This is a genomic window from Winogradskyella sp. 266wxhm, from assembly GCF_058964685.1.
Genome location: NZ_CM179559.1, coordinates 2376272 through 2398582, shown reverse-complemented (window position 1 = coordinate 2398582; position 22311 = coordinate 2376272). Strand labels below are relative to the sequence as shown.

Here is a 22311-nt window from a genome sequence, read left to right as displayed (position 1 = left end):
ATCCCCTACCGCTAAACCAAATAATGCTGAGTGTATTTTTGTTTTCATTGTAATCTTAAATTTTTATTCAACACTTCATCATTAAATACAAGAGGATACTCCTCTGGAATCATTAATTGATCCAATTGCTTATTTAAAACAAATTGGTATTGCTCTTTTACAAAAGGTGTGATGTCTTCTATTTCTAAAATATCATCTTTTGCATAGTTTACAGCTTCCTTTCCTCTTATGCCAATTTGGATCGCTCGACGTTCTAGTTTGGCTCCATAGGGATTGTGATCTGGATCCCATTGTAAGCGAATCGATGAACTCTTTACCTTTTTTTGCCATTCTTCTCTAGACACATACAAATCAGATTGATAACTCGAATAAACCGCTTGCTTGAGATAGCGCTCAAAGGCTTCTCGTTTTAAGTGAATAGCTAAAACGACTTCTTGCCCAACTTTTGTTGCCCAGCCGTTACGGTACACCATCCAAAGAAAATTTGGTTTAATCCAAGTCATTCTATCCTGGCTAAAAGCCCCGCCAAAATATTGGTTTTGCACCGCAAAATCACCTATTTCTGGTCTGTATGATTGGTATACAATAATCTTCTGATTATCATATTGCGCCATGATATGATGACCTTGTTGTGGCCACTTTTCTATTTGTTTGTTATATAATTTTATTTTAAGTTTCATTTTAATTTTTCTTTATAAAGCTGATAGTTTTCATCATCAAAACACACAAAAATCACTTCTTCAATTGTTTCTCTTTTATAATTTAAGACCGACTTAATCGCAATGTCTGCTGCAACTGATTTTGGAAACCTATAAATCCCTGTACTTATGTTTGGAAAAGCTATTGTCTTTAATTCATTAGTTTCTGCAAGTTTTAAACTATTAATATAACAATCTGCCAAAAGCTGTTTTTCCTTTTCAAGACGATTGCCTCCATTGTATACAGGACCTACAGTATGAATTACTTTTTTAGCTTGTAAATTTCCAGCAGTAGTAATTACAGCTTCACCTGTTTTACATTTACCTTGACGATTTCTAATATCTCGACATTCTTCTAATATCATTGTTCCTCCAGCACGATGAATAGCTCCATCCACTCCACCACCACCTAACAAGGAAGAGTTAGCCGCATTGACTACTGCATCTACTTTTATTTTAGTGATATCTCCTTTGATAAGACTAATTTTCATTTTATCAATTCCTTTAATCTTATTTGTTCTACACCTTCATCTATTGTTTTAAAACTATCGGCAGTAAAAATCTTTGTGAAATATTGATTAAGTTCCTCAAGACCTTTACTAAAAATACCATGACTTACAGCTAAATACAAATTGCCAGCATTATGCTTTTTCAGTTCTTTAGCCAAGCCGATAAAAGTGCCACCTCCATCACATATATCATCTACAATTAAACAATCTTTGCCTTGTAGATCATCTTCATAAACTCTAAAACCTTCCAATTGTCCGTTTTTGACATTTCGCTTTTTTGAACATTCTATTACTGATATTCCTCCTAAAAATTCAGATACTTTATAAATCTTTTTTAACGCTCCTCCATCTGGTGAGATTAACAAAATATCCTTGTCCAAATTAGACACGACTTTCTGGATAAAGGAATGGTTAGTAATTACCTCACAGTTATTTAGAACGGCTGGCGTAACTTCAGAATGTGGATCATAAATTGTAATTTTATTTAAATTCAATTGGTTTAATAAATCAGCATAAACTTTTACCGATAACGGTTCTCCTTTTACCATAACTCGATCTTGCCTTGCTGCCGGAAAATAAGGTATGAATACATTTAGTTTTTCAACACCATACCGTCTTAATGCATCTACACATAAGAGTAACAATCCAAAATCATTAAAGGATTGAATTCTTGTTGTGATGGTAACTTCTGCTTGATTAGAAACGTCAGTTAAAATCTTAATATGAGGCTCACCTCCAGAAAAGGTAAAAACCTCAAATTGAATATTATTTTCTGGTTGAAAAGGCTGAAATTGAGTATCTAAATTTAAATACATTTTGTGTTATTTTTACACAAATTTAGATTAAATTTATTCAGTTACAAAATTATTTGTGTTTTTTTTACACAAACTTAATTTCGAAATGGAAACCTTCTTTTAAAAGTGCGTTGTATTTCTTTTGATTAAATTTGAAAAGTTTAGCTGGTCTACCACTTCCCTTTTGGCTTATTTTATCTGTTTCTTCTAGAATATCGAAGCTTAAGATTTTCTTTCTGAAGTTACGTCTATCAATGTCTTTTTCTAAAATGGAAGTATATAAATGTTCAAGATCTGAAAACGGAAATTCTTTGTTTAACAAATCAAACCCAATAGGTTGATAGGTTAGCTTAGCTTTTAGACGCTCTTTAGCCATCTCTAAAATTTTCTTGTGGTCGAATGCTAATTTTGGTAATTTATCTAAGGTGAACCATTGTGCTTCAACAGCATCTGTACTAGCCTCAATTTTAAAATGATGTGGTTTTACCAAAGCAAAATAGCTTACGGCTACTACTCGATTTCTAGGGTCTCGTTTAGGCTCACCAAAAGTGTACAGCTGTTCCAAATAATCAATGGTGACACCTGTTTCTTCCTTGAGCTCTCTTTTAACTGCTGCTTCCAAAGACTCCTCTTCTAAAACCAATCCTCCTGGTAAAGCCCAAGTATCTTTAAAGGGTTCTACTCCTCTTTTAATCAATAAAACGGATAAGGATTTTTTGGATTCGTAACCAAAAACCACTGCATCTACTGCAATTTTTATATTTTGTATGAGTGCCATTTTTGTGTAGTTAATACACAAAAATACTAATTCTTATAATATTCTCTCAGAACTTCTTCTACAGGTTTATTCTGCGGTGTAAACATAGGATTGTCATGTCCACCAACTTCGTCGTGCATAATAAACCATTTCCAGACAAAACCACCTGCAAACCAATCCTCGTGCCAAAAAGTATCAAATAAGGCTTTTGTGGTATTTACTTGTGCTTCAAGATTTACATCTCTCATGGTATGATCTGACACCCAAGGTTGTCTACCAGAATAATCTACACTTCTATAACCATATTCTGTAAACAAAATTGGTCGGTCTTGTTGCTTAGAAAGTTTTTCAATAATGGGTTTATGAGACTTCCAGCCTTCTAAACAATCTTCATAGCTTGGTGTTTTTTTATCGCTAAGTGGAAAATAAGCGTCAATACCTATATAATCTAGTTGGTCCCAAAACGGTGTTTTAGCAAACTCATTCCAATTGGCAGCATAGGTTAGTTTTCCTTTATAGACTGTCTTAATTTTTTCAATGAGTTGAGACCAATACTCTGGTCTAAATTTCACAAATAACTCTAATTCGGTTCCAATACAGAAAATTTCAGCATTCACCTTTTCTGCCATATCTGCATATTCTAAAATGAAGCTTGAGTAAGCATCCTCTAAAGCTTTCCAATCTTCTTCGGTTGTCATCATAATCTCACCAGTAAATTCGCCTCCCCAAACCCAAATCTGAGGTTTAATCATTACCTTAATGTCTGCTTTTCGTAATTCAGAAATGTATTGCTCTGCTCCTGCTCTGGTTTCACCAAACCATTGTCTGTCTGTGTTGTGAATAATTTCTGGGTGTTCAAGATTTTTAATAAACCCAAACGGCATAATAGCAGCATAATTCGCATTCACTTTGACTACTGGTTCTACATGTGAGCTATCCACAACTTCCCTTGCTGCCACAAAACTTACACCGTTTATTTTCTCACTTTTGGGTGAGGTCATACTACAACTACAACACAAAAGCAATATAGAAATCCTAAGAACAAATCGCATAAGTCTTATTTTATCTATAAATTTAAACAAACTTGAAAAAAGGATTAAGGTTTTAACAAAACCTTCGACTTAAAGCCTAACTAAAACCAAAATATGGAGCACGTTGTTATTATTGGTAACGGGATTTCGGGAGTTACCTTAGCACGACATATTAGAAAATTATCGGATAAAAAAATCACAATCATTTCTGCTGAAAGTGATTATTTTTTTTCGCGCACTGCGCTAATGTATGTCTACATGGGACACATGAAGTTTGAGCACACGCAACCTTACGAAAATTGGTTTTGGAAGAAAAATAATATCGACTTAAAAAAAGGTTACGTCAACAGTATTGATACTGATAATAAAACGCTTCATTTTGCAGAAGGCGACCAAATGAGTTATGACAAATTAGTGATCGCAACAGGTAGTAAACCTAACAAATTTGGTTGGCCAGGTGAAGACCTAAAAGGCGTGCAAGGCTTATACAGCAAACAAGATTTAGAAAACCTTGAAATCTATGCACCGAACAACAAAGTCTGTAAACGCGCCGTCATTGTTGGTGGCGGATTGATTGGTATTGAATTGGCAGAAATGTTTAATTCTAGAAATATTCCGGTAACATTTTTGGTACGAGAAAGTAGTTTTTGGAATAGCGTTTTACCAGAAGGCGAAAGCCAAATGATAAATAGACACATTAAAAATCATCATATCGATTTAAGACTTTCAACTAATTTGAAAGAAATCATTTCTGATGACAACGGAAAAGTAAAATCTGTTGTAATTGAAGATACTGGTGAAGAAATTCCTTGTGATTTTGTAGGCTTAACTGCAGGTGTTTCGCCTAATATTTCATTTTTAAAAGAAAGTAAAATTGAAACCAATAAAGGTGTTTTGGTAAATCATTTTTTAGAAACCAACATTAAAGATGTGTATGCAATTGGTGATTGTGCCGAACAGCGTGAAGCGATCGGTAATCGCAGACCAATTGAAGCGGTTTGGTATACAGGTCGCATGATGGGCGAAACTTTAGCGCAAACCATTTGTGGCAATAAAACGGAATACAAACCAGGACATTGGTTTAACAGCGCAAAATTTTTAGATATCGAATATCAAACTTACGGTTGGGTTCATGGCAAAAAAGACAAACCAGAATACGAAGCTCATTTTCATTGGAAACATCAAGACGACACCAAATGTATGACTATAGCTTATCACAGAGACACAAATCAATTTTTAGGCATCAATACCTTTGGTATTAGACTACGTCACGACGTTTTTGATAAATGGCTCACCGAAAAACGTGATCTAGACTATGTGATTAATCATTTGGAAGCAGCCAATTTTGATCCAGAATTCTACAAGCGATTTGAAAACGAGATAAAAGCAAGCTATAATAACATCTTACAAACTAACTAACATGAGCTTAAAATTAAATTACAGCATGTCTTTGGCTAATTCTTATGGATTAACAAAAACTCAAAAAATAGCTTCAGCAGTTGGTATACTTGGTTTGTTTATTTTGACGTTGGCTCTTTTTAATGTTGAATTTCCTAATAAAACAATTACTCTAACTATCGCTTTAAGCCTAATGTTTATTGGCGCTATTTGGTTTTCTAATAGTTTGTATTTAGATAAATCTAAAGGCATAAAAAATGATGGTGTTTGGTTTAAATCTTTATCCGCTAGAGGATTAATTGGTTGGCTAATTGGTGTTGTTTTAACCTTATTTTACATTGTACTTTATTTTTATCCTGAATATTTAGGTTTAGCTCAAAAAGGTGAAGAAAACACTGGTTTAGTTGCGCTATTTGATCCTTTAAGTCAAATTTTAAGCGGAAGAAACGCCAGCCAATGGTTTGTTTACGGTACGCTTTACACGGTCGCGATTTTAGTTTTTGGCTACAAATTCATTTTAAAATATAGACACAATCGCTATGAACAAATTAGGACTATATCGGTCATGTTTTTTCAATTGGCTTTTGCGTTTTTAATTCCAGAATTCATGTACGTAATGAACAGCGATTTACCGTACTACGATTTAAAAAATATTTGGCCTCTTAATTATTATAACTTCGAAAGTTATCGCATTAAAGCTTTTATCAGTGCTGGAAATATCGGTTTAGCCATGCTAATTTTTGGTATCGTTTCAATATTTATTATCACGCCTATTTTAACCTACAAATATGGTAAACGCTGGTACTGTTCTTGGGTTTGTGGTTGTGGCGCTTTAGCCGAAACTGCTGGAGATTCTTTTAGGCAATTAAGCGATAAATCTCAATTTGCTTGGAAAGTTGAGCGTTGGGTAATTCACTCGGTTTTAGTATTCGTTGTGTTAATGACTACAGCTGTAATACATAGTTATTTGGGCAATGATACCAGCAAATATTGGCTTACAAAATCGTCGTTTTTAATTTTTGTTGCTTCTTTTTTGACCTTGATTTTTGTTGGAATATTTCTCTTTAAGCGTAAGGAATTAGCTAAAGACGCCAAATACGGCGCTATTGGTTATTTTGTGATTATCATGTCCTTATTTGCTTTACATTATTTCAGCAAAGACAATTCGTTGTTTTTATTTAAATCAGAAAGCTTAAGAAAAAGCTACGGATTTTTAATCGGTTCTATCTTTTCTGGTGTTATTGGCACTGGCTTCTACCCTATTTTTGGCAGTCGTGTTTGGTGCAGATTTGGTTGTCCTATGGCGGCAATTTTAGGATTTCAGCAACGCTTATTTTCAAAGTTTAGAATTACAACTAATGGTGGGCAATGTATTTCTTGCGGAAATTGCTCAACCTATTGCGAAATGGGAATTGATGTTCGTGCCTATGCTCAAAAAGGCGAAAACATTGTACGATCAAGCTGTGTTGGATGTGGTATTTGCAGTGCTGTTTGCCCAAGAGGCGTTTTAAAATTAGAAAACGACAGCATGAAAGGTCGCATAAACCCTAACGAAATCCTTCTTGGAAACGATGTTGACTTAATGGATTTGGTAAATCAGAAATAAGACATTTATTTTGCGTTTTCAAACTAACTAAATGCCTAACATAAAAGTTATCATTCCTGCTTACAATGAGGAGGAATCCATTCCCTTAGTGATTAACGATATTCCTTCAATCGTTAATGAAATCATTGTAGTTAGTAATAATTCTACCGATAATACGGAAATAAATGCCAAAAAAGCGGGAGCTACGGTTTTAGTTGAAAAACAAAAAGGATATGGTTATGCTTGTTTAAAAGGTATGACTTATATTGCAGAACAAGAAACCCAACCAGACATTGTAGTTTTTTTAGATGGAGACTACAGTGATTATCCTGAAGAACTAACTAAATTGGTCGCACCAATTATTAATAAAAATATTGATTTTGTCCTTGGATCTCGCGTAAAAGAATTACGAGAGCAAGGCTCTATGACCACACCACAAATATTCGGTAATTGGCTAGCAACAAACTTAATGCGACTATTTTTTAGTTCTACTTTCACAGATTTAGGACCATTTAGAGCCATTAAATACGATAAACTTTTAGGTTTAAAAATGGAAGATAAAACCTATGGTTGGACGGTAGAAATGCAACTGAAAGTTTTAAAACAAAAATTACGTTATAAAGAAATTCCTGTTAATTATAGAAATAGAATTGGTGTCTCAAAAGTTTCAGGAACCGTAAAAGGTGCTATCTTTGCAGGCGTAAAAATTCTTACGTGGATTTTTAAATATAGTTTTAAGTGATTTACCTACAATATTTTATAATAGTTGTCTATACCATTGCCATAGTACTAATCTTTATGTACGCTTTGGCTCAATTAAATTTACTTTACAACTATCTTTCATCTAAAAAAAGAAGAGAAGAATGTGAAAAATTCAACCTTTCTAATCCAGATGAAATACCATACGTTACTATTCAACTTCCCGTTTTTAACGAGATGTATGTAATGGATCGTTTATTGGAAAACATTTCACTTTTAGATTATCCGAAAGATAAACTTGAAATACAAGTACTTGATGATTCTACGGATGAAACTGTAGAAACCACCAGAGCTCATATCGAAAAATTAGCTGCTACAGGAATAGATATAAAGCACATTACCAGAACTGACAGAACTGGTTTTAAAGCTGGTGCTTTAAAAGAAGGTCTAAAAATTGCTAAAGGTGAATTTATTGCCATTTTTGATGCAGACTTCTTACCGAATCCAAACTGGTTAAAACGTACAATCCCATATTTCAAGAATGAAAAAATTGGAGTTGTTCAAACTCGTTGGGGACATATAAACCGAAACTATTCTTTACTAACCAAAATCCAGGCTTTTGCTTTAGATGCACATTTTACTTTAGAGCAAGTAGGAAGAAACTGTAAAGGTCATTTCATTAACTTTAATGGTACAGCTGGTGTGTGGCGAAAAGACTGTATTATTGATGCAGGAAACTGGGAAGGAGACACGTTGACTGAAGATTTAGATTTAAGTTATAGAGCTCAGCTTAAAAACTGGGAATTTAAATATCTTGAAGATGTAGAAACTCCTGCTGAACTTCCTGTGGTAATCAGTGCTGCACGTTCACAACAATTCCGATGGAATAAAGGTGGTGCAGAAAACTTTAGAAAAATGCTTTGGCGCGTTTTAAAGTCTGATAATATTTCGACCAAAACAAAAGTTCACGGCTTACTTCATTTATTGAATAGCACCATGTTTTTGAATATTTTCATAGTTGCTGTTTTGAGCATTCCAATGCTATACATAAAAAATGAATATGCTCACTTACGTGATTATTTTTATGTGATGAGTTTCTTTGTAATGAGTACCATTATATTCTTTGTTTGCTACTGGTTTATGTACCGAAATATTTACGGTAGTGGCTTCAAAAAGTTCTTTGGATATATTGGTATGTTCTTTACGTTCTTTTCAATAGCCATGGGCTTTTCGCTTCACAATTCTATAGCGGTTATTGAAGGACATATTGGTAAGCGCAGTGAATTTGTGCGTACACCGAAGTTTAATATCAGTACCATAAGAGATTCTTGGAAAGGTAACAAATACTTAAAAAAGAAATTATCACCTCATGTACTTCTTGAAGGCCTATTGATGATTTATTTCGGATTCGGACTTTATAGTGCGTTCATCGTTGGAGACCAAGGTGGCGATTTTGGGTTATTTCCATTTCACCTAATGCTTTGTATTGGTTTTGGCTATGTTTTCTTTAAGTCTCTAAGCTCTAAAGTTTAGTTACTCGCGTTCCTCAAAAGGAACAATTATGCCTTTTTCTAAATAGTTTTTCAATCCGTTGAGCAATAATGCCCAACAAAATGATGAATGTTTAAAATGTGCATTACATTCTGGCCAATTAATGTGGGAAAATCTAGCTTTGTTCCATTGTTTACAGTAGCCAAATCAAAACCAAATGTTGTAGGATTCCAATCGTCATCAGACTCGGTCATTTTAAAATGAATGCTTTCATTATCTTTACAACGTTCAACTTTTGCATACCAATCATATTTATCGGTAAAATTGAAATTATACAACTCTCCTACTTTTGGATTTCCCGAACATTTTAAAGGCCACCAATTGATAAGATGATTAGGATCAGAAACAGCTTTAAAGACTTCTGACTTCTCTGCTTTTATGGTAAAACTATGGAAAATTGAATAACTCATAATTTCAAAATTGTATGCTTAAAGGTATTAATAATTTTTCCGACTATAATAGCTTTAAATAATTCTATATTTGGATTATGCTAGGGTTAACCAATCTTGTTAGATACAATAAAACATTCTTCCTTGTTATCATATCAAGTATTGCCTTGTACAGTTCTTTTGCCTTTGATTTGGCTAGAACCGACTTTACTAAATTGATTTTGCTCTACATTGCACTGTTTGTTTTTGCATATCAACTGGTTGAAAAATCAGGTTTAAACTTTAAGTTTTTAGTTGGTCTTGGCCTTCTATTTAGACTTATTTTTTTATTGGCTACACCAAACTTATCACAAGATTTTTATCGTTTTATTTGGGATGGACAAATGCTTCTGGAAGGTTTTAATCCTTATTTGTATACACCAGATCAAATTATGAATCAGGCTGGCACCAAAATTCCGTTAGCTCAAGAATTATATACCGGAATGGGTGCTTTAAGCGCTTCGCATTTCACCAATTATCCTCCATTAAATCAATTGTTTTTTGCTTTAGCTGCTTTATTTTCGAGTAAAAGTATTTTAGGTTCTGTCATTGTTATGCGACTGATTATTATTGCTGCAGATTTTGGTATACTTTACTTTGGCAAAAAATTATTAGAAGCTTTAAAACTACCCTCAGAACGTATACTTTGGTATTTTTTAAATCCGTTTATCGTTATTGAGCTCACTGGTAACCTTCACTTTGAAGGTGTGATGTTGTGCTTTCTAATTTGGGGTCTGTACCTATTACATTCTGGAAAATGGCAATGGTCAGCTGTTGTTTTTGCCTGTTCTATCTCAACAAAACTTATTCCTCTGATGTTTTTACCATTATTTTTTAGATGGTTTAATTCTGATAAAACAAAAAAGACTCCTGAGTTTGAAGGAATGACAACGCTAATTTTATTTTATGCCATCATTGGAATAATAACACTCTTGTCTTTTCTTCCGTTTTTTTCAATGGAGTTTATTGTCAACTACTCTAAAACCGTCGGACTTTGGTTTAACGATTTTGAATTTAATGCTAGTATATATTATATCGCCAGAGCAATAGGTTATTTTATTAGTGGTTATAATGAAATAGCTATTATTGGTAAAATTATACCTGTAGTAGTACTATTAATAATTCTTGGACTAACATTTTTGAGACAAAACAATACTCTACAAAAACTAATAACATCTATGCTTTTAGCTTTGGCTTGCTACTTGTTTTTAAGCACAACGGTTCACCCTTGGTATGTTGTAACTCTTGTTGGTCTTAGTTTATTTACTCACTATAGATTTCCTTTGGTTTGGTCTTTGGTTATTGTATTAAGCTACTGCGCCTATTCAGATCCTATTTATAAAGAAAATCTCTGGATCATTGCATTAGAATACAGTATTGTGTTTAGTGCTTTTGCTTGGGAGGTTATTCTAAAAAGAAAGCTGCCAGTTTCCTAGCAGCTTCTTTATTTCAATTACACCTTTTTTACTTTTGTGATGATGTAAGTTTCAAAAACTTCAATGTAACCATTTTCATCTTCTTCTTCGTACTCAGTAATTTCATAAGTAATCTCAAAACGCTTACCTACAAACTCATCTAATTTTAGATTAACTGACTGTAAGGCTGCATCAGTAATTTCCGTAAAATACATAACTTCTTCATCGCCTTCCTCTTCATCTTCTACCAAAAAGGAATACCCGTTATCCTCATCATAACCATCAAACGTTGCAACTATAGTTACTACTTGTTTACCTTGACCTTTTTTCTTTATTTCTGAATTGGCATTAACACTTAAAACAGCAGTGAAAAGTGCTAAAACCAATACTATTTGTTTTGCTTTCATGTTCAATTTATTTAAAATTAATATTGACTGAAATTCATCTATGCGCAATGCATACAAATGAATTTTAAGTATTGAAAATTCTTTTAATGGGATTTTACCACGTCAAGCCCAATGCTTTTAGATTATAATGCTCTGACTATAAATTACTGTGGATGGCTATTTGCGAAGAATTTGCTTGAATTATATCAATTTTAAGATGAACAAGTCTACAACCTCAACTAAAATTAGAATGATAATAATCCACTCTAATCGGCTACTTTCTCTGTGATCCATAATATCCTTGAAAAGCTCTAGGTTTTCCTTTATAATTTCAATTCTATCATGAATAACGTGATAACGGTCTTTTAAATCGAACGTTTGCTTTAGTTCTAAATTAAGCTTATTTAACAACTCATCTTCCCAAGTAATATCTGGTGAATCAAAGATGTATAGGTTTTCAGAAATTTTATTCTTTATATTTAAAATCTTTCCAATAAAGCGCTTTAGCTTATTACCAGAAATATCTAGTTTTCCTTTGTTTTCAAGATATTTTGTATGCTTATTGGTTTCTATGAGTAACTCTTCGGTAATTTCAGAATACTGGTTTAATGCTACGGATTGTGATGCATTAAGCATTACCAAGCGTATCATTTCACTATTAAAATCTGGCAATACCACACTTTCAAAATTCACTTGAAGGGTATGTTGTTTGATTTCAACTGTAACTTCTTCCGAAATTTTGTCTGAAAAATAAGTGTCGCAGTAAGGCTTTATTTGCTGTAAAGCTTCCTCTATTTCTTGTTTTGAATAGTTAAAAAAACTAACCATTCCGTACTGAAATAAATAAACGTATTTATCCTTAGCGCTTGAATAAAACAGCTCATCACTATCTTGAAACAACAGCTGCCACGACAACTGTTGTTTGCTTGTTTTAATACTAATAGTGTTTGCTATTTGGTAGGCAACAACTGTAAACATTATATTTTAAACATATCCTTAGGATCCTTAAAGCTTTTAAACTCTAACATATAATCATTAGGGTCATTTATAAAGAATGACAAGTGTTCTCCTGTTTTATCTTTTAAAAATGTGGTTTGCGTAACAACCTCTAACTTTTGCTTTGTAAGCTTAGTATAGATTTTACCCCAATTATCAACATCTACAATAACACCAAAGTGAAATGACGGTAAAATTTTACCTTCAAAAACATAATTTGGACTATTAAAGTTGAATTTTTCTGCCTGAATAAATGTTAACTGATGTCCAAATAAATTTATATCTACCCAATTTTCATTTGTTCTTCCCAAGAACGCACCAATGTTATTAATGTAAAAGTCTTTGGTTTCTTCTACATTAAGACACGGTAATGACATGTGAAATGAAGTTTCCATAATTTATTCTAATAAGAATTTAGTTATTAGTAAATTACAAAAAATTACGAAATATTTTACACTAAATTTTTAGTCTATATCTTCGATATCGTCGTCTGGTTGGATATCTGGATCTTGTACTGCATCTGGATCATCATCATCAAAATCTTCATAATCATCCTCGTCATAATTTTCCATAGTTACGGCAAGTTTAGTACTTACTTTAACCAAGTATTTAGTATCTTCTGTAGTTACCTCAACAGCTTCAACAGTTTCGTTTTTAGCATTTCTGAATGAAATTATTTGGTCATCATCATATCCATCAGGATATTTTTCTACCAAAAGTGCCAAAATCTCTGGTGTAAGCTTTTTAAAGTCTACGATTACGCGTTTTAGGTGTTGGTCTTTTTTGTTCATATTTACATGTCTAATAGATAGGCAAAAATAAGCGGTGCAACGATAGTAGCATCACTTTCTATGATATATTTTGGTGTATTTATGTCTAATTTTCCCCAAGTAATTTTTTCGTTTGGTACAGCTCCTGAATACGACCCGTAACTTGTAGTACTATCACTTATCTGACAGAAGTAGCTCCAAAATGGTGTATCTGTACGCTCCATATCTTGGTAAAGCATTGGCACTACACAGATTGGAAAGTCACCTGCAATTCCACCGCCTATTTGAAAAAATCCAATTCCATTTTCTGAATTTTCAGTATACCAATCTGCTAAGAACGTCATATATTCTATTCCAGATTTCATAGTACTCGCTTTTAACTCACCTTTTAGCACATAGCTTGCAAAAATATTACCCATAGTACTGTCTTCCCACCCTGGGCAAACAATTGGTAAGTTTTTTTCTGCTGCTGCATACATCCAAGAGTCTTTAAGGTCTATCTCGTAGTACTCTTCTAAAACACCAGATAGCAATAACTTGTACATATACTCATGCGGAAGGTAACGTTCTCCTTTAGCTTCAGCATCTTTCCAGATTTTTACAATATGCTCTTGTATACGTCTAAAAGCTTCCTCCTCTGGAATACAAGTGTCTGTTACTCGGTTTAACCCTTTTTCTAACAAATCCCATTCATCTTGAGGAGTTAGATCACGATAGTTTGGCACGCGCTTATAGTGACTGTGCGCCACCAAATTCATAATGTCTTCTTCTAAGTTAGCTCCTGTACAAGATACTATCTGAACCTTATCTTGGCGAATCATCTCAGCAAAAATCTTACCTAATTCTGCAGTACTCATAGCACCTGCTAAGGACACTAACATTTTAGCACCAGAATTTAACTGATCTTCATAACCTTTTGCGGCATCAACTAAAGCTGCAGCATTAAAGTGTAAATAGTACTTTTCTATAAATTGGGATATGTTTCCTTTAGTAGTCATCTTCGTCATTAAATTTAGAAAATTTATTTGCTCCATTTGATGAATCATTGAAATTACTTTCAAAATCATCATCTATGTCTTCTCCTTCAAATTTATAACTCAACATCTTATAGTACAACTTTGCGGCTAAAAAATCTGAAGACTTATCAACAGTATTAGGACATAACTCAACAATGTCGAATCCTACCACATTTTTTTCTTCAAAAACTTGCTTTAAAAACTCTAAGGTTTCGTACCAAAATAAACCTCCAGGTTCCGGAGTACCAGTGCTTGGCATTATTGAAGGATCTAAAGCGTCTAAATCGAAAGTGATAAAAACATTATCTGTCATTTGATCTATTGCTGAATCCATCCAGTTGTCATCTTGCGCCATTTCATGAGCAAAATAAGTCTTGTCTTCATCCATCACTGTTTTTTCAATGATGTCCATAGAACGTATACCAACTTGAATTAAGTTAGTAGTCTGACTTGCTTCATAAACAGCACATGCATGGTTACATTTAGAACCTTCGTAACTTTCGCGTAAATCAGCATGAGCATCGATATGAAGTACTGTTATGTCTTCAAACATTTCATTGAAAGCTCTAATTGTACCAATAGAAATAGAGTGCTCTCCACCAAAAATGGTTACGAATTTATTCTTTTTAATATACTTTTTAGTTGCTTGATGTACAGCATCTACCATAGCTTCTGGTGATGAATTTTCTGTAATCGCATCTGCTAAAAATACACCTTGCTGATATACTTCAGAATTGGTTTCAATATCATAGAGCTCCATATTTGCAGAAGCATCTAAAAAAGCATCTGGTCCCTTATCGGCACCTTTTTGCCAAGTACTTGTACCATCGTAAGGTACAGGAATCAAAACAATCTTTGATTGATCTAATTTTGCATATTGCTCTGGTATACCAGCATAAGTTTTAGTTTTCATTGTAACCTAAAATATTAAGTAAGTCTTCACTCTTTTGTTGTTCTTTAAAAATCTTTGTTGTTAGCTTTCCTTCTTCATCTCGTTGAATCAAAATATGTTTTGGAGATGGAATTAAACAGTGTTGTAAACCTCCAAAACCACCAATGGTTTCTTGGTAAGCTCCTGTATTGAAAAACCCTATATATAATGGTTTATCCTTATTGTATTTTGGCAAATAGATAGCATTAACATGTTGCTCGCTATTGTAATAATCATCACTATCACAAGTTAAACCACCTAATAAAACACGCTCATAACCATCGCTCCACCTATTAATTGGCAACATTATAAAACGTTTGTTTATGGCCCAAGTATCTGGTAAAGTTGTAATAAAAGATGAATTGATCATGTTCCATTTTTCTCTATCATTTTGTTGTTTTTGATACAACACTTTGTAGATAGCACCTCCACTTTCACCAACAGTAAAACTTCCAAATTCAGTAAAAATGTTTGGAGTTGCAACACCTTCTAGGTCACAAACTGTTTTTATTTGATTTACGATTTCATCTACCATATAAGCGTAATCAAAATCGAAAGCCAATGAATTTTTTATTGGAAAACCACCACCAATATTCAAGCTATCCAACGATGGACAAATTTTCTTAAGCGCAGTGTAAACTTTAAGACACTTTGTTAATTCATTCCAATAATAAGCATTGTCTCTGATACCAGTATTTATGAAAAAATGTAACATTTTTAGCTCCACCTGATCATTCTCCTGAATCTGATTTTTGTAAAAAGGTACAATGTTTTTGTAACCTATTCCTAATCTAGAAGTATAAAACTCAAATTTTGGTTCTTCTTCGGATGCAATTCTAATACCTACTTTAAACTTTCCATCAATGTCTTGTGACAACAAATCCAACTCCTCATAATTATCTATAATAGGAATACAGTTTTCATGACCAGAGTTTATCAGTTCTGCAATATTAGTAATGTATTGCTCACGCTTAAAGCCATTGCTTAATACAAATGTTTTATCGGTTATTTTACCTTCTGCTTTTAACTTTTTCACAATATCTAGATCAAAAGCCGAAGAAGTTTCTATATGAATATCATTACTCAAAGCTTCATCTAAAACATGCTTAAAGTGAGAACTCTTAGTACAATAGCAGTAGTTATACTTACCTTTATAATCATGCTTTTTAAAAGCATCAGCAAACCAAGATTTTGCACGTTGAATATTATTTGATATTTGAGGCAAATAGGTAAACTTTAAAGGTGCTCCGTATTGTTCTACCAATTCCATTAAATCAATATCATGAAATTGAAGTGTGTTTTCCTTTAGGTTGAATTCGTCCTGAGGAAAATAAAAGGATTGATCTATAAGATCAATATATTTTGTGTTCATTATAATTTTTTAAAAAATTCAAGTGTAAATTAATAAAATATAAACTTAGTTCAAGTAAAGTTTATGTTATATCAAATTTGAATTTGATTTTGTGTAGTAGGTACAAAACCGTAGTTATGCTGACTATCAGCAATTGAAGTAGCGGAAGTTAGCTTTAAATTTCGGTTACTTATCTTATAAGCAGTTTTTGAATATGACTTCCTAATTTTCAAAAACCCGAACGTAAAAACAGTTTTCAATGTGTTCAGCTAAATTTAGAATCCGTTGTGTTAGTAGTTCTAAATTTCGTGACAAATGTATACTATTTTTTAATACGCAAAACTTTTTTAATTTATTTTTTAAAAAAAATTAGTGTCTGATTTTCAGTGTATTAAAAATATAATTTGAAACTAAAATTCTGTAATTAATGTTATTCTGACTGTTTTTAGCTAAATTTCATCTCATTTATTTATGATATGAATTTGAATACTAAAAGAAGTTTTAAGCTTGCTGTTATTGGATTAGTACTACTATTATTTTCAATAATAATTACTGCCTTAAACCTTAATCAAGGTACACTTTCTATAATAGTTGGCATTTTAATAATTTCATCTTTTGTTATTGCAGTTACAGGACTTATAAGTTCTCTAAAAAGCTTAAAAGAGCCTAATACCTTTCAAAAGATTTTTGGCTTTATAATAAATCTATCAATAACTATTGTAATAATATTAATAATCATAGCCAATGTTATTGATATTTCTAATGCCTTATCATAAAAGTCTTGATTTAATAAATTAGTGTTAAGCACTTCTCTTTAAAATATACTTTCACTAATTTAGTAATTGATTGTGTTTATCCAAACAATCTAAATAGACCGATTCGCTAAATGAACGCACACTTACTAAACATCATTAAAGAACAAAAGGAAGCTATTAAGGTTTCTATGACTCTAAAGGAAGAGTCGCAACGTTTTACCAAATTACTTTTTAAAGCCTTCTTTGACAGTGAAACCAATACTGAAGAAGCCTTTCAAAATTTAGAAACTGTTTTTTTATCTATCAGAGACATTGCTTGTCCAGAAATAAAAGGCAAACCATGTAAACGTTGGGATGATTTTATGGAAAGTATTCCTGATTTGTATTGTAGCTTAAAGAAAGATGCTGAAGCTATTTTTAATAACGATCCTGCGTCTCGTTCTGTTGAAGAAATATATTTAGCTTATCCTGGTTTTTTTGCTATTGCAACTTACCGAATGGCTAGAGTATTTCATAAACTTGGATTACCATTAATCCCAAGGTTAATGACCGAATATGCACATCATGTTACAGGAATAGATATTCATCCTGGAGCTACAATCGGCGAGTCCTTTTTCATAGATCACGGCACAGGAGTCGTCATTGGTGAAACTACCGAAATTCATAATAATGTAAAGGTCTATCAAGGTGTTACCTTAGGCGCTTTAACTGTAAAAAAGCAAGACCAAAATATAAAACGCCATCCTACCATAGAAAATAATGTTACTATCTATGCTAACGCAACCATTCTAGGCGGAGAAACTGTTGTTGGAGAAAACAGCATTATAGGAGGCAACACTTGGCTTACGGCTTCAGTTCCAAAAAACTCAATTGTAACACACAATCATAAGGTAGAAGTATACACTAAAAGAAGTAAATCCCATGAACAAAACCTTAATAGATAGAATAGGCAATACACCTTTGGTAAAATCTATAGCTCTGAATACTAACCCAAACGTCAGCCTTTATTTTAAACTTGAAGGTAACAATCCAGGCGGAAGTGTAAAAGATAGAGCTGCTCATAACATGATAAAAAGCGCTCTGGATTCTAAAAAGATAGATAAATCTTCAAAATTAATTGAAGCAACAAGTGGAAATACTGGTATAGCTCTAGCCATGATAGCAGCTATTTACGGCTTGGATATTGAACTTGTAATGCCTGAAACAGCAACCAAAGAGCGGGTTCAAACTATGCGAGCTTATGGTGCTAAAGTAACTTTACATCCTGATGGTATTGAAGGAGCTCGCGATTATGCTATTGATAAAGTTGAAAATGAAGGTTATTTTTCATTTAATCAATTTTCAAATAACGATAACTGGAAAGCTCATTACAAAACTACTGGACCAGAAATTTGGCGTGATACCGAAGGACAAATTACTCACTTTGTCTCTGCTATGGGAACCACAGGAACCATTATGGGAACTTCAACCTTTTTAAAAGAGCAAAATAAAGCTATCAAAATTGTAGGTGTACAACCTACTGATGATTCTAAAATTCCAGGAATTAGAAAGTGGCCAAAAGCCTATTTACCTGAAATATTTGATGCTAAAAAAGTTGATAAAACTATAGAAGTAAGCACAGATGAAGCTATTGCTATGACAAAAAGACTAGCTAAGGAAGAAGGTATTTTAGCAGGTATGAGTAGCGGAGGCGCAACAGCAGCAGCCTTAAAACTTGCAAGCGAATTAGATAGTGGTGTAATAGTAAGTATAATATGTGATCGTGGTGATCGCTACCTTTCTTCTGATTTATTTGAATAACGTTTACTAACCCAAAACGCTATTTTACTGACTTAACAGTTGTTATTACTCAAAACTATTTTTAAATTGTAGACATAGCATCTAATTTCGATGTAAATAAAAATAGATTTATTATGAAAACACAACTAACATTAACTCAAAGACAAAGCTTTAAAGCACTAAGTTTTGTGTTATTTATGATGCTAACCTCATTGACTTTTAGCTCAGTGTACGGACAAACCACTAACGAAGTTGCCTCTAGTGAACGCACTATAAAAGGCGTTGTAACTGATAGCAAAACACCCCTTGAAAGTGTCAATGTAATTCAGAAAGGTACTAGAAATGGTACGGTTACTAATAAAGCTGGTGAATTTACGTTTCCAAAGAAATTAAAAACAGGAGATGTTTTAATCTTTAGTTACTTGGGCTATGTAGATCAAGAAGTAGAAATAAAGGAAGATACTACATTTATTACGCTTGAATTATCTGAAGATTTAATAGAAATGATTGGAGCTTTAGATACTGGAAAGCCATATAAATCGAAGCGTAAAAATTAATTTTATTCTTGTTGAAACGCTTACTTTACCTTTTACTTCTATGTTTCACCTATCAATCTTATGCGCAGATATCAGATTTTGCGCATATAGATTTTAAAAAGGCTGATAGTATAGCTCAAGCATATAAAGATGAAGGACTACAAAATCTAACCGAACTTTCACGTAAATTAACTTCAAACCTTGATACAGATGTAGAACGTTTTAGAGCTATTTATAAGTGGGTTTGTAATAACATTTCCAATGATTACAATCTTTACCTTAGAAATAAGCATAAACGTGAACGCTTTAAAGATGACAGCCTCAAATTAAAAAATTGGAACGATGAGTTTAGAAAAAAGCTCTTCAAAAAATTACTAAAACAGCAGAAAACCATTTGTACAGGTTATGCCTATTTAGTTTCTGAACTTTCACGATTAGCCGACATAAAATGTAACATTGTACAAGGTTATGGCAGAGTGAGCACAACAGACATTGAGAAGTTAACCTTACCAAACCATTCTTGGAATGCTGTATGGCTAAATAACAAATGGTATTTGTGCGATCCAACTTGGGCTAGTGGTATTCCAGATCCTGAAACTAATCGTTTTACATTTTATTATAATGATGGTTTTTTTCTAGCCAACCCTGAACTATTTGCTGTTAATCATTTCCCTCTTGAAAACAAATACTGGTTGATAGATGAAAGTAAAATTCCAACTTTTGAAAACTTTAAAGCTGCTCCAATAATTTATGGAAATGCTTACAAAAACTTGGAGCTTCATATATTACCGAAGCAAATGCATCAGGATATAAGAAAGTTTGAAAATATAACTTTTGAATACAAACTGAAAGACAACATTAAAACTGAGAATGTTCGTTTTTTAATAGACAACGGTTCAAGTCAATTAAAAGTAAAACCGAACTCCATCTCTATTAAAGACAAACTACTTAAAATAGAGTTTCAATTTAAATATTCTGGATTTTATGATGTTCATCTTTACATCGCTGATGAACTAATTTCTACCTACACCTTTGATGTTAAAGGTTAAAAATTTATAGCATTTTCAGAGTGTTTAGCTCTTGCTCTGTAAGATGTTTCCAGTGACCTCTAGGAATGTCTTTTTTAGTTAGGTGACCTATAGCCACACAATCTATTTTTACAATATCGTATTTAAATGTATCGAAGATTGTTCTTAAAATTGTATTTCCTGTATTTTTAATCTTAATACCAACTTGGTTTTTAGATTCACCTTCTATGTAACTGATTTCTTCAACTGTAATTAAATCTTCCCCAACTTTAAATCCCTCTTGAATTTTCTTAAGGTCTTCAAACTTCAAGTTTTTATCTAATTCAACATGAAACAAACGTGCTACTCCTGTCTTAGAATTGGTGAATTTCTGAACTATTTTATCATCATTGGTAAACAATAATAAACCAAGAGAATTTCTACCCAAACGTCCTATCGGTTTTACATTGGCATTTGTAGCATTAGCTATCAAATCCATCACTGTTCTTCCTTTTCCTTCTGCTGTAGTAGTGGCAAAACCTTTAGGTTTATTCAATAACACATAAACTTTCGGCTCAGGGTTTATACGTCTGCCATCAAACTTTACCTCATCATTTAACTTCACTTTATAACCCATTTCAGTAACTACCTTGCCGTTAACCGTAACTAAACCAATAACTATATTCTCATCAGCTTCTCTTCGCGAACAAATACCTGAATTGGCAATATATTTGTTCAAACGGATTTCATCGGAAGTTGTAGATGCTTTTTTAGGATTTCCCTTTTTCTTGAATGGAGCATTACCTCTAGCATAACTTTTTGTTTTGCTGTTAGCATTTCCTCTTCCTGAAAATTTCCCTTTTCCCTTGCTACCTTGATGTCTGCTCATAATTATTTTTTTTGCAAAGGTATAACATTAGTTAACATCTTCTACTTAAATCTTAATGATCCTATTTTACACCTAATTTTTTAGCGTTTAAATTCTATTTAAAACTACGGAAACATCAATTAAAATGATAGAAAATACCCCTAAAACAATTATAAACTTAAGCAAATTATGAAGTAACAAATAATAGGTTTTACTGTTGGCTCTCCATAGCAACATTAAGAATACAATTAGAAAACCGATTGACAAATAGAAAAAATAGACCATGTAACCTACCTTAAAAAAAAGGATTAACACTATAGCTGCGATAATAGTTAAGCTTGCAATAATAGACAACATAACCTTCGAAGTTTTTTCTCCTAAAACCACAGGTACCGTTCTATAATTTAATGCTAAATCGCCTTTAATATTCTCTAAATCCTTTATTAATTCGCGCATAGACACCAATAGAAATAAAAATATAGCGTGCGCAAAAACAACAAGTTCGAAATTTTGGTAGTAAATAAAAATAGCAAAAAATGGTGTTACAGCCAGTATTGCTGAAACAATATTACCTATTATGGGTTGCTTTTTTAAGCGATGCGAATAAAACCAAATTCCGAAAATATAACACGAAAAGAAGACAACAGCTTTAAAAGAGACATAACTTGCAAAAACCACTGCTAAAAAGTTGAGCACAAAATAGAAGGATAACTTGGTGTTTTGACTCACCAACCTATCTAGCATCGTTTTTCTTGGTCTATTGATTAAATCTTTTTCTGAATCGTAAAAGTTATTGATGATATAACCTGCTGCAATTGTAGCTGATGATGCCAGAACCAACATTAAAAGATTAACATCTAACAATACAGATTTTAGAGGTTTATCATGAGCAAAAATGTAAACAGATGCTAAATATTGCGCTATAACAACAACCAATATATTATATCCTCTAACAACAGAAAAAAGGCTGAAAAATTTGATAAGAATATGTTTCTGCCGTCTAGATAGCATGCCTTTTAGTTTTTAGGGACACTTCGACAAGCTCAGTGTA

25 protein-coding genes are annotated in these 22311 nt (G+C 32.8%); 10 read left to right on the top strand and 15 right to left on the bottom strand.

Features of this window, described 5'->3' with window-relative positions:
* Positions 1 to 44: 44 nt before the first annotated feature.
* From AC2H4K_RS10600 to AC2H4K_RS10580, 5 genes are all read right to left on the bottom strand, one after another.
* On the bottom strand, positions 45 to 680 hold the full coding sequence (locus tag AC2H4K_RS10600; protein ID WP_281138938.1) for a DUF4291 domain-containing protein: 636 nt from the start codon (positions 678 to 680) through the stop codon (positions 45 to 47).
* Positions 677 to 1189: an O-acetyl-ADP-ribose deacetylase gene (locus AC2H4K_RS10595; RefSeq protein ID WP_281138939.1), complete on the bottom strand. Its 513-nt coding sequence runs from the start codon at positions 1187 to 1189 to the stop codon at positions 677 to 679. The genes AC2H4K_RS10600 and AC2H4K_RS10595 overlap by 4 nt, the downstream gene beginning before the upstream one ends.
* Entirely contained in the window at positions 1186 to 2022 is an 837-nt protein-coding gene (prs, locus tag AC2H4K_RS10590) for a ribose-phosphate diphosphokinase (RefSeq protein WP_281138940.1), read from the bottom strand. The genes AC2H4K_RS10595 and prs overlap by 4 nt, the downstream gene beginning before the upstream one ends.
* Before the next feature lie 64 nt (positions 2023 to 2086).
* Positions 2087 to 2779 (bottom strand): NUDIX hydrolase, encoded by a 693-nt coding sequence (locus tag AC2H4K_RS10585; protein ID WP_281138941.1) that lies wholly within the window; start codon positions 2777 to 2779, stop codon positions 2087 to 2089.
* A 26-nt stretch (positions 2780 to 2805) separates the two neighbouring features.
* Positions 2806 to 3759 carry a glycoside hydrolase family 113 gene (locus AC2H4K_RS10580; RefSeq protein ID WP_281138942.1) on the bottom strand — a complete coding sequence of 318 codons (954 nt, stop codon included), beginning with the start codon at positions 3757 to 3759 and terminating at the stop codon, positions 2806 to 2808.
* Between the two features lie 144 nt (positions 3760 to 3903).
* On the opposite strand from AC2H4K_RS10580, the gene AC2H4K_RS10575 reads away from it, so the two are divergent.
* The 4 genes from AC2H4K_RS10575 to AC2H4K_RS10560 are packed head-to-tail and all read left to right on the top strand — an operon-like array spanning position 3904 to position 9004.
* Positions 3904 to 5208 carry an NAD(P)/FAD-dependent oxidoreductase gene (locus AC2H4K_RS10575; protein ID WP_281138943.1) on the top strand — a complete coding sequence of 435 codons (1305 nt, stop codon included), beginning with the start codon at positions 3904 to 3906 and terminating at the stop codon, positions 5206 to 5208.
* A 1-nt stretch (position 5209) separates the two neighbouring features.
* Entirely contained in the window at positions 5210 to 6793 is a 1584-nt protein-coding gene (locus AC2H4K_RS10570) for a 4Fe-4S binding protein (protein WP_281138944.1), read from the top strand.
* Positions 6794 to 6824: 31 nt separating this feature from the next.
* Complete coding sequence (locus AC2H4K_RS10565; protein ID WP_281138945.1) at positions 6825 to 7514, top strand: glycosyltransferase family 2 protein; 690 nt, start codon at positions 6825 to 6827, stop codon at positions 7512 to 7514.
* A gap of 56 nt (positions 7515 to 7570) precedes the next feature.
* Entirely contained in the window at positions 7571 to 9004 is a 1434-nt protein-coding gene (locus AC2H4K_RS10560; protein ID WP_493743068.1) for a cellulose synthase family protein, read from the top strand.
* Between the two features lie 50 nt (positions 9005 to 9054).
* On the opposite strand, the gene AC2H4K_RS10555 is transcribed toward AC2H4K_RS10560, so the two are convergent.
* Positions 9055 to 9432, bottom strand: a complete 378-nt coding sequence (locus AC2H4K_RS10555) for an SRPBCC family protein (RefSeq protein WP_281138946.1) — start codon at positions 9430 to 9432, stop codon at positions 9055 to 9057.
* A 77-nt stretch (positions 9433 to 9509) separates the two neighbouring features.
* On the opposite strand from AC2H4K_RS10555, the gene AC2H4K_RS10550 reads away from it, so the two are divergent.
* Positions 9510 to 10886 carry an MptA/MptB family glycosyltransferase gene (locus AC2H4K_RS10550; protein WP_281138947.1) on the top strand — a complete coding sequence of 459 codons (1377 nt, stop codon included), beginning with the start codon at positions 9510 to 9512 and terminating at the stop codon, positions 10884 to 10886.
* 17 nt (positions 10887 to 10903) lie between these two features.
* On the opposite strand, the gene AC2H4K_RS10545 is transcribed toward AC2H4K_RS10550, so the two are convergent.
* The 7 genes from AC2H4K_RS10545 to AC2H4K_RS10515 form a co-directional block, all read right to left on the bottom strand.
* Positions 10904 to 11272 carry a hypothetical protein gene (locus AC2H4K_RS10545; protein ID WP_281138948.1) on the bottom strand — a complete coding sequence of 123 codons (369 nt, stop codon included), beginning with the start codon at positions 11270 to 11272 and terminating at the stop codon, positions 10904 to 10906.
* 180 nt (positions 11273 to 11452) lie between these two features.
* Positions 11453 to 12229, bottom strand: a complete 777-nt coding sequence (locus tag AC2H4K_RS10540) for an RMD1 family protein (RefSeq protein ID WP_281138949.1) — start codon at positions 12227 to 12229, stop codon at positions 11453 to 11455.
* The gene (locus AC2H4K_RS10535; protein ID WP_281138950.1) at positions 12229 to 12642 is read right to left on the bottom strand and encodes a VOC family protein; all 414 of its coding nucleotides are present in this window, start codon (positions 12640 to 12642) and stop codon (positions 12229 to 12231) included. The genes AC2H4K_RS10540 and AC2H4K_RS10535 overlap by 1 nt, the downstream gene beginning before the upstream one ends.
* A 69-nt stretch (positions 12643 to 12711) precedes the next feature.
* Positions 12712 to 13038 carry a hypothetical protein gene (locus AC2H4K_RS10530; protein ID WP_281138951.1) on the bottom strand — a complete coding sequence of 109 codons (327 nt, stop codon included), beginning with the start codon at positions 13036 to 13038 and terminating at the stop codon, positions 12712 to 12714.
* 2 nt (positions 13039 to 13040) lie between these two features.
* Entirely contained in the window at positions 13041 to 14015 is a 975-nt protein-coding gene (locus AC2H4K_RS10525; RefSeq protein WP_281138952.1) for a deoxyhypusine synthase family protein, read from the bottom strand.
* On the bottom strand, positions 14005 to 14946 hold the full coding sequence (gene speB, locus AC2H4K_RS10520) for an agmatinase (protein ID WP_281138953.1): 942 nt from the start codon (positions 14944 to 14946) through the stop codon (positions 14005 to 14007). The genes AC2H4K_RS10525 and speB overlap by 11 nt, the downstream gene beginning before the upstream one ends.
* On the bottom strand, positions 14936 to 16336 hold the full coding sequence (locus AC2H4K_RS10515; protein ID WP_281138954.1) for an arginine decarboxylase: 1401 nt from the start codon (positions 16334 to 16336) through the stop codon (positions 14936 to 14938). The genes speB and AC2H4K_RS10515 overlap by 11 nt, the downstream gene beginning before the upstream one ends.
* A gap of 455 nt (positions 16337 to 16791) precedes the next feature.
* On the opposite strand from AC2H4K_RS10515, the gene AC2H4K_RS10510 reads away from it, so the two are divergent.
* From AC2H4K_RS10510 to AC2H4K_RS10490, 5 genes are all read left to right on the top strand, one after another.
* Entirely contained in the window at positions 16792 to 17091 is a 300-nt protein-coding gene (locus AC2H4K_RS10510; RefSeq protein WP_281138955.1) for a hypothetical protein, read from the top strand.
* Positions 17092 to 17201: 110 nt separating this feature from the next.
* Positions 17202 to 18014: a serine O-acetyltransferase EpsC gene (epsC, locus tag AC2H4K_RS10505; protein ID WP_281138956.1), complete on the top strand. Its 813-nt coding sequence runs from the start codon at positions 17202 to 17204 to the stop codon at positions 18012 to 18014.
* Positions 17992 to 18870: a cysteine synthase CysM gene (gene cysM / locus AC2H4K_RS10500; RefSeq protein WP_281138957.1), complete on the top strand. Its 879-nt coding sequence runs from the start codon at positions 17992 to 17994 to the stop codon at positions 18868 to 18870. Before epsC ends, cysM begins: the two co-directional genes overlap by 23 nt.
* 113 nt (positions 18871 to 18983) lie before the next feature.
* Positions 18984 to 19406 (top strand): carboxypeptidase-like regulatory domain-containing protein, encoded by a 423-nt coding sequence (locus AC2H4K_RS10495; RefSeq protein ID WP_281138958.1) that lies wholly within the window; start codon positions 18984 to 18986, stop codon positions 19404 to 19406.
* Positions 19407 to 19417: 11 nt separating this feature from the next.
* Positions 19418 to 20434 (top strand): transglutaminase domain-containing protein, encoded by a 1017-nt coding sequence (locus AC2H4K_RS10490; protein ID WP_281138959.1) that lies wholly within the window; start codon positions 19418 to 19420, stop codon positions 20432 to 20434.
* 4 nt (positions 20435 to 20438) lie between these two features.
* On the opposite strand, the gene AC2H4K_RS10485 is transcribed toward AC2H4K_RS10490, so the two are convergent.
* The gene (locus AC2H4K_RS10485; RefSeq protein ID WP_493742392.1) at positions 20439 to 21281 is read right to left on the bottom strand and encodes a pseudouridine synthase; all 843 of its coding nucleotides are present in this window, start codon (positions 21279 to 21281) and stop codon (positions 20439 to 20441) included.
* An 87-nt stretch (positions 21282 to 21368) separates the two neighbouring features.
* Complete coding sequence (locus AC2H4K_RS10480) at positions 21369 to 22271, bottom strand: geranylgeranylglycerol-phosphate geranylgeranyltransferase (protein ID WP_281138961.1); 903 nt, start codon at positions 22269 to 22271, stop codon at positions 21369 to 21371.
* Between the last annotated feature and the right edge of the window lie 40 nt (positions 22272 to 22311).

Bases quoted from the DNA above. Each gene is read 5' to 3' on its own strand.
- AC2H4K_RS10540 (WP_281138949.1), bottom strand. From the start codon at position 12,229: ATGTTTACAGTTGTTGCCTACCAAATAGCAAACACTATTAGTATTAAA.
- epsC (WP_281138956.1), top strand. From the start codon at position 17,202: ATGAACGCACACTTACTAAACATCATTAAAGAACAAAAGGAAGCTATT.
- AC2H4K_RS10510 (WP_281138955.1), top strand. From the start codon at position 16,792: ATGAATTTGAATACTAAAAGAAGTTTTAAGCTTGCTGTTATTGGATTA.
- speB (WP_281138953.1), bottom strand. From the start codon at position 14,946: ATGAAAACTAAAACTTATGCTGGTATACCAGAGCAATATGCAAAATTA.
- prs (WP_281138940.1), bottom strand. From the start codon at position 2,022: ATGTATTTAAATTTAGATACTCAATTTCAGCCTTTTCAACCAGAAAAT.
- AC2H4K_RS10495 (WP_281138958.1), top strand. From the start codon at position 18,984: ATGAAAACACAACTAACATTAACTCAAAGACAAAGCTTTAAAGCACTA.
- AC2H4K_RS10560 (WP_493743068.1), top strand. From the start codon at position 7,571: ATGTACGCTTTGGCTCAATTAAATTTACTTTACAACTATCTTTCATCT.
- AC2H4K_RS10555 (WP_281138946.1), bottom strand. From the start codon at position 9,432: ATGAGTTATTCAATTTTCCATAGTTTTACCATAAAAGCAGAGAAGTCA.
- cysM (WP_281138957.1), top strand. From the start codon at position 17,992: ATGAACAAAACCTTAATAGATAGAATAGGCAATACACCTTTGGTAAAA.
- AC2H4K_RS10565 (WP_281138945.1), top strand. From the start codon at position 6,825: ATGCCTAACATAAAAGTTATCATTCCTGCTTACAATGAGGAGGAATCC.
- AC2H4K_RS10515 (WP_281138954.1), bottom strand. From the start codon at position 16,336: ATGAACACAAAATATATTGATCTTATAGATCAATCCTTTTATTTTCCT.
- AC2H4K_RS10570 (WP_281138944.1), top strand. From the start codon at position 5,210: ATGAGCTTAAAATTAAATTACAGCATGTCTTTGGCTAATTCTTATGGA.
- AC2H4K_RS10600 (WP_281138938.1), bottom strand. From the start codon at position 680: ATGAAACTTAAAATAAAATTATATAACAAACAAATAGAAAAGTGGCCA.
- AC2H4K_RS10550 (WP_281138947.1), top strand. From the start codon at position 9,510: ATGCTAGGGTTAACCAATCTTGTTAGATACAATAAAACATTCTTCCTT.
- AC2H4K_RS10535 (WP_281138950.1), bottom strand. From the start codon at position 12,642: ATGGAAACTTCATTTCACATGTCATTACCGTGTCTTAATGTAGAAGAA.
- AC2H4K_RS10575 (WP_281138943.1), top strand. From the start codon at position 3,904: ATGGAGCACGTTGTTATTATTGGTAACGGGATTTCGGGAGTTACCTTA.
- AC2H4K_RS10595 (WP_281138939.1), bottom strand. From the start codon at position 1,189: ATGAAAATTAGTCTTATCAAAGGAGATATCACTAAAATAAAAGTAGAT.
- AC2H4K_RS10530 (WP_281138951.1), bottom strand. From the start codon at position 13,038: ATGAACAAAAAAGACCAACACCTAAAACGCGTAATCGTAGACTTTAAA.
- AC2H4K_RS10545 (WP_281138948.1), bottom strand. From the start codon at position 11,272: ATGAAAGCAAAACAAATAGTATTGGTTTTAGCACTTTTCACTGCTGTT.
- AC2H4K_RS10585 (WP_281138941.1), bottom strand. From the start codon at position 2,779: ATGGCACTCATACAAAATATAAAAATTGCAGTAGATGCAGTGGTTTTT.
- AC2H4K_RS10580 (WP_281138942.1), bottom strand. From the start codon at position 3,759: ATGACCTCACCCAAAAGTGAGAAAATAAACGGTGTAAGTTTTGTGGCA.
- AC2H4K_RS10525 (WP_281138952.1), bottom strand. From the start codon at position 14,015: ATGACTACTAAAGGAAACATATCCCAATTTATAGAAAAGTACTATTTA.
- AC2H4K_RS10485 (WP_493742392.1), bottom strand. From the start codon at position 21,281: ATGAGCAGACATCAAGGTAGCAAGGGAAAAGGGAAATTTTCAGGAAGA.
- AC2H4K_RS10480 (WP_281138961.1), bottom strand. From the start codon at position 22,271: ATGCTATCTAGACGGCAGAAACATATTCTTATCAAATTTTTCAGCCTT.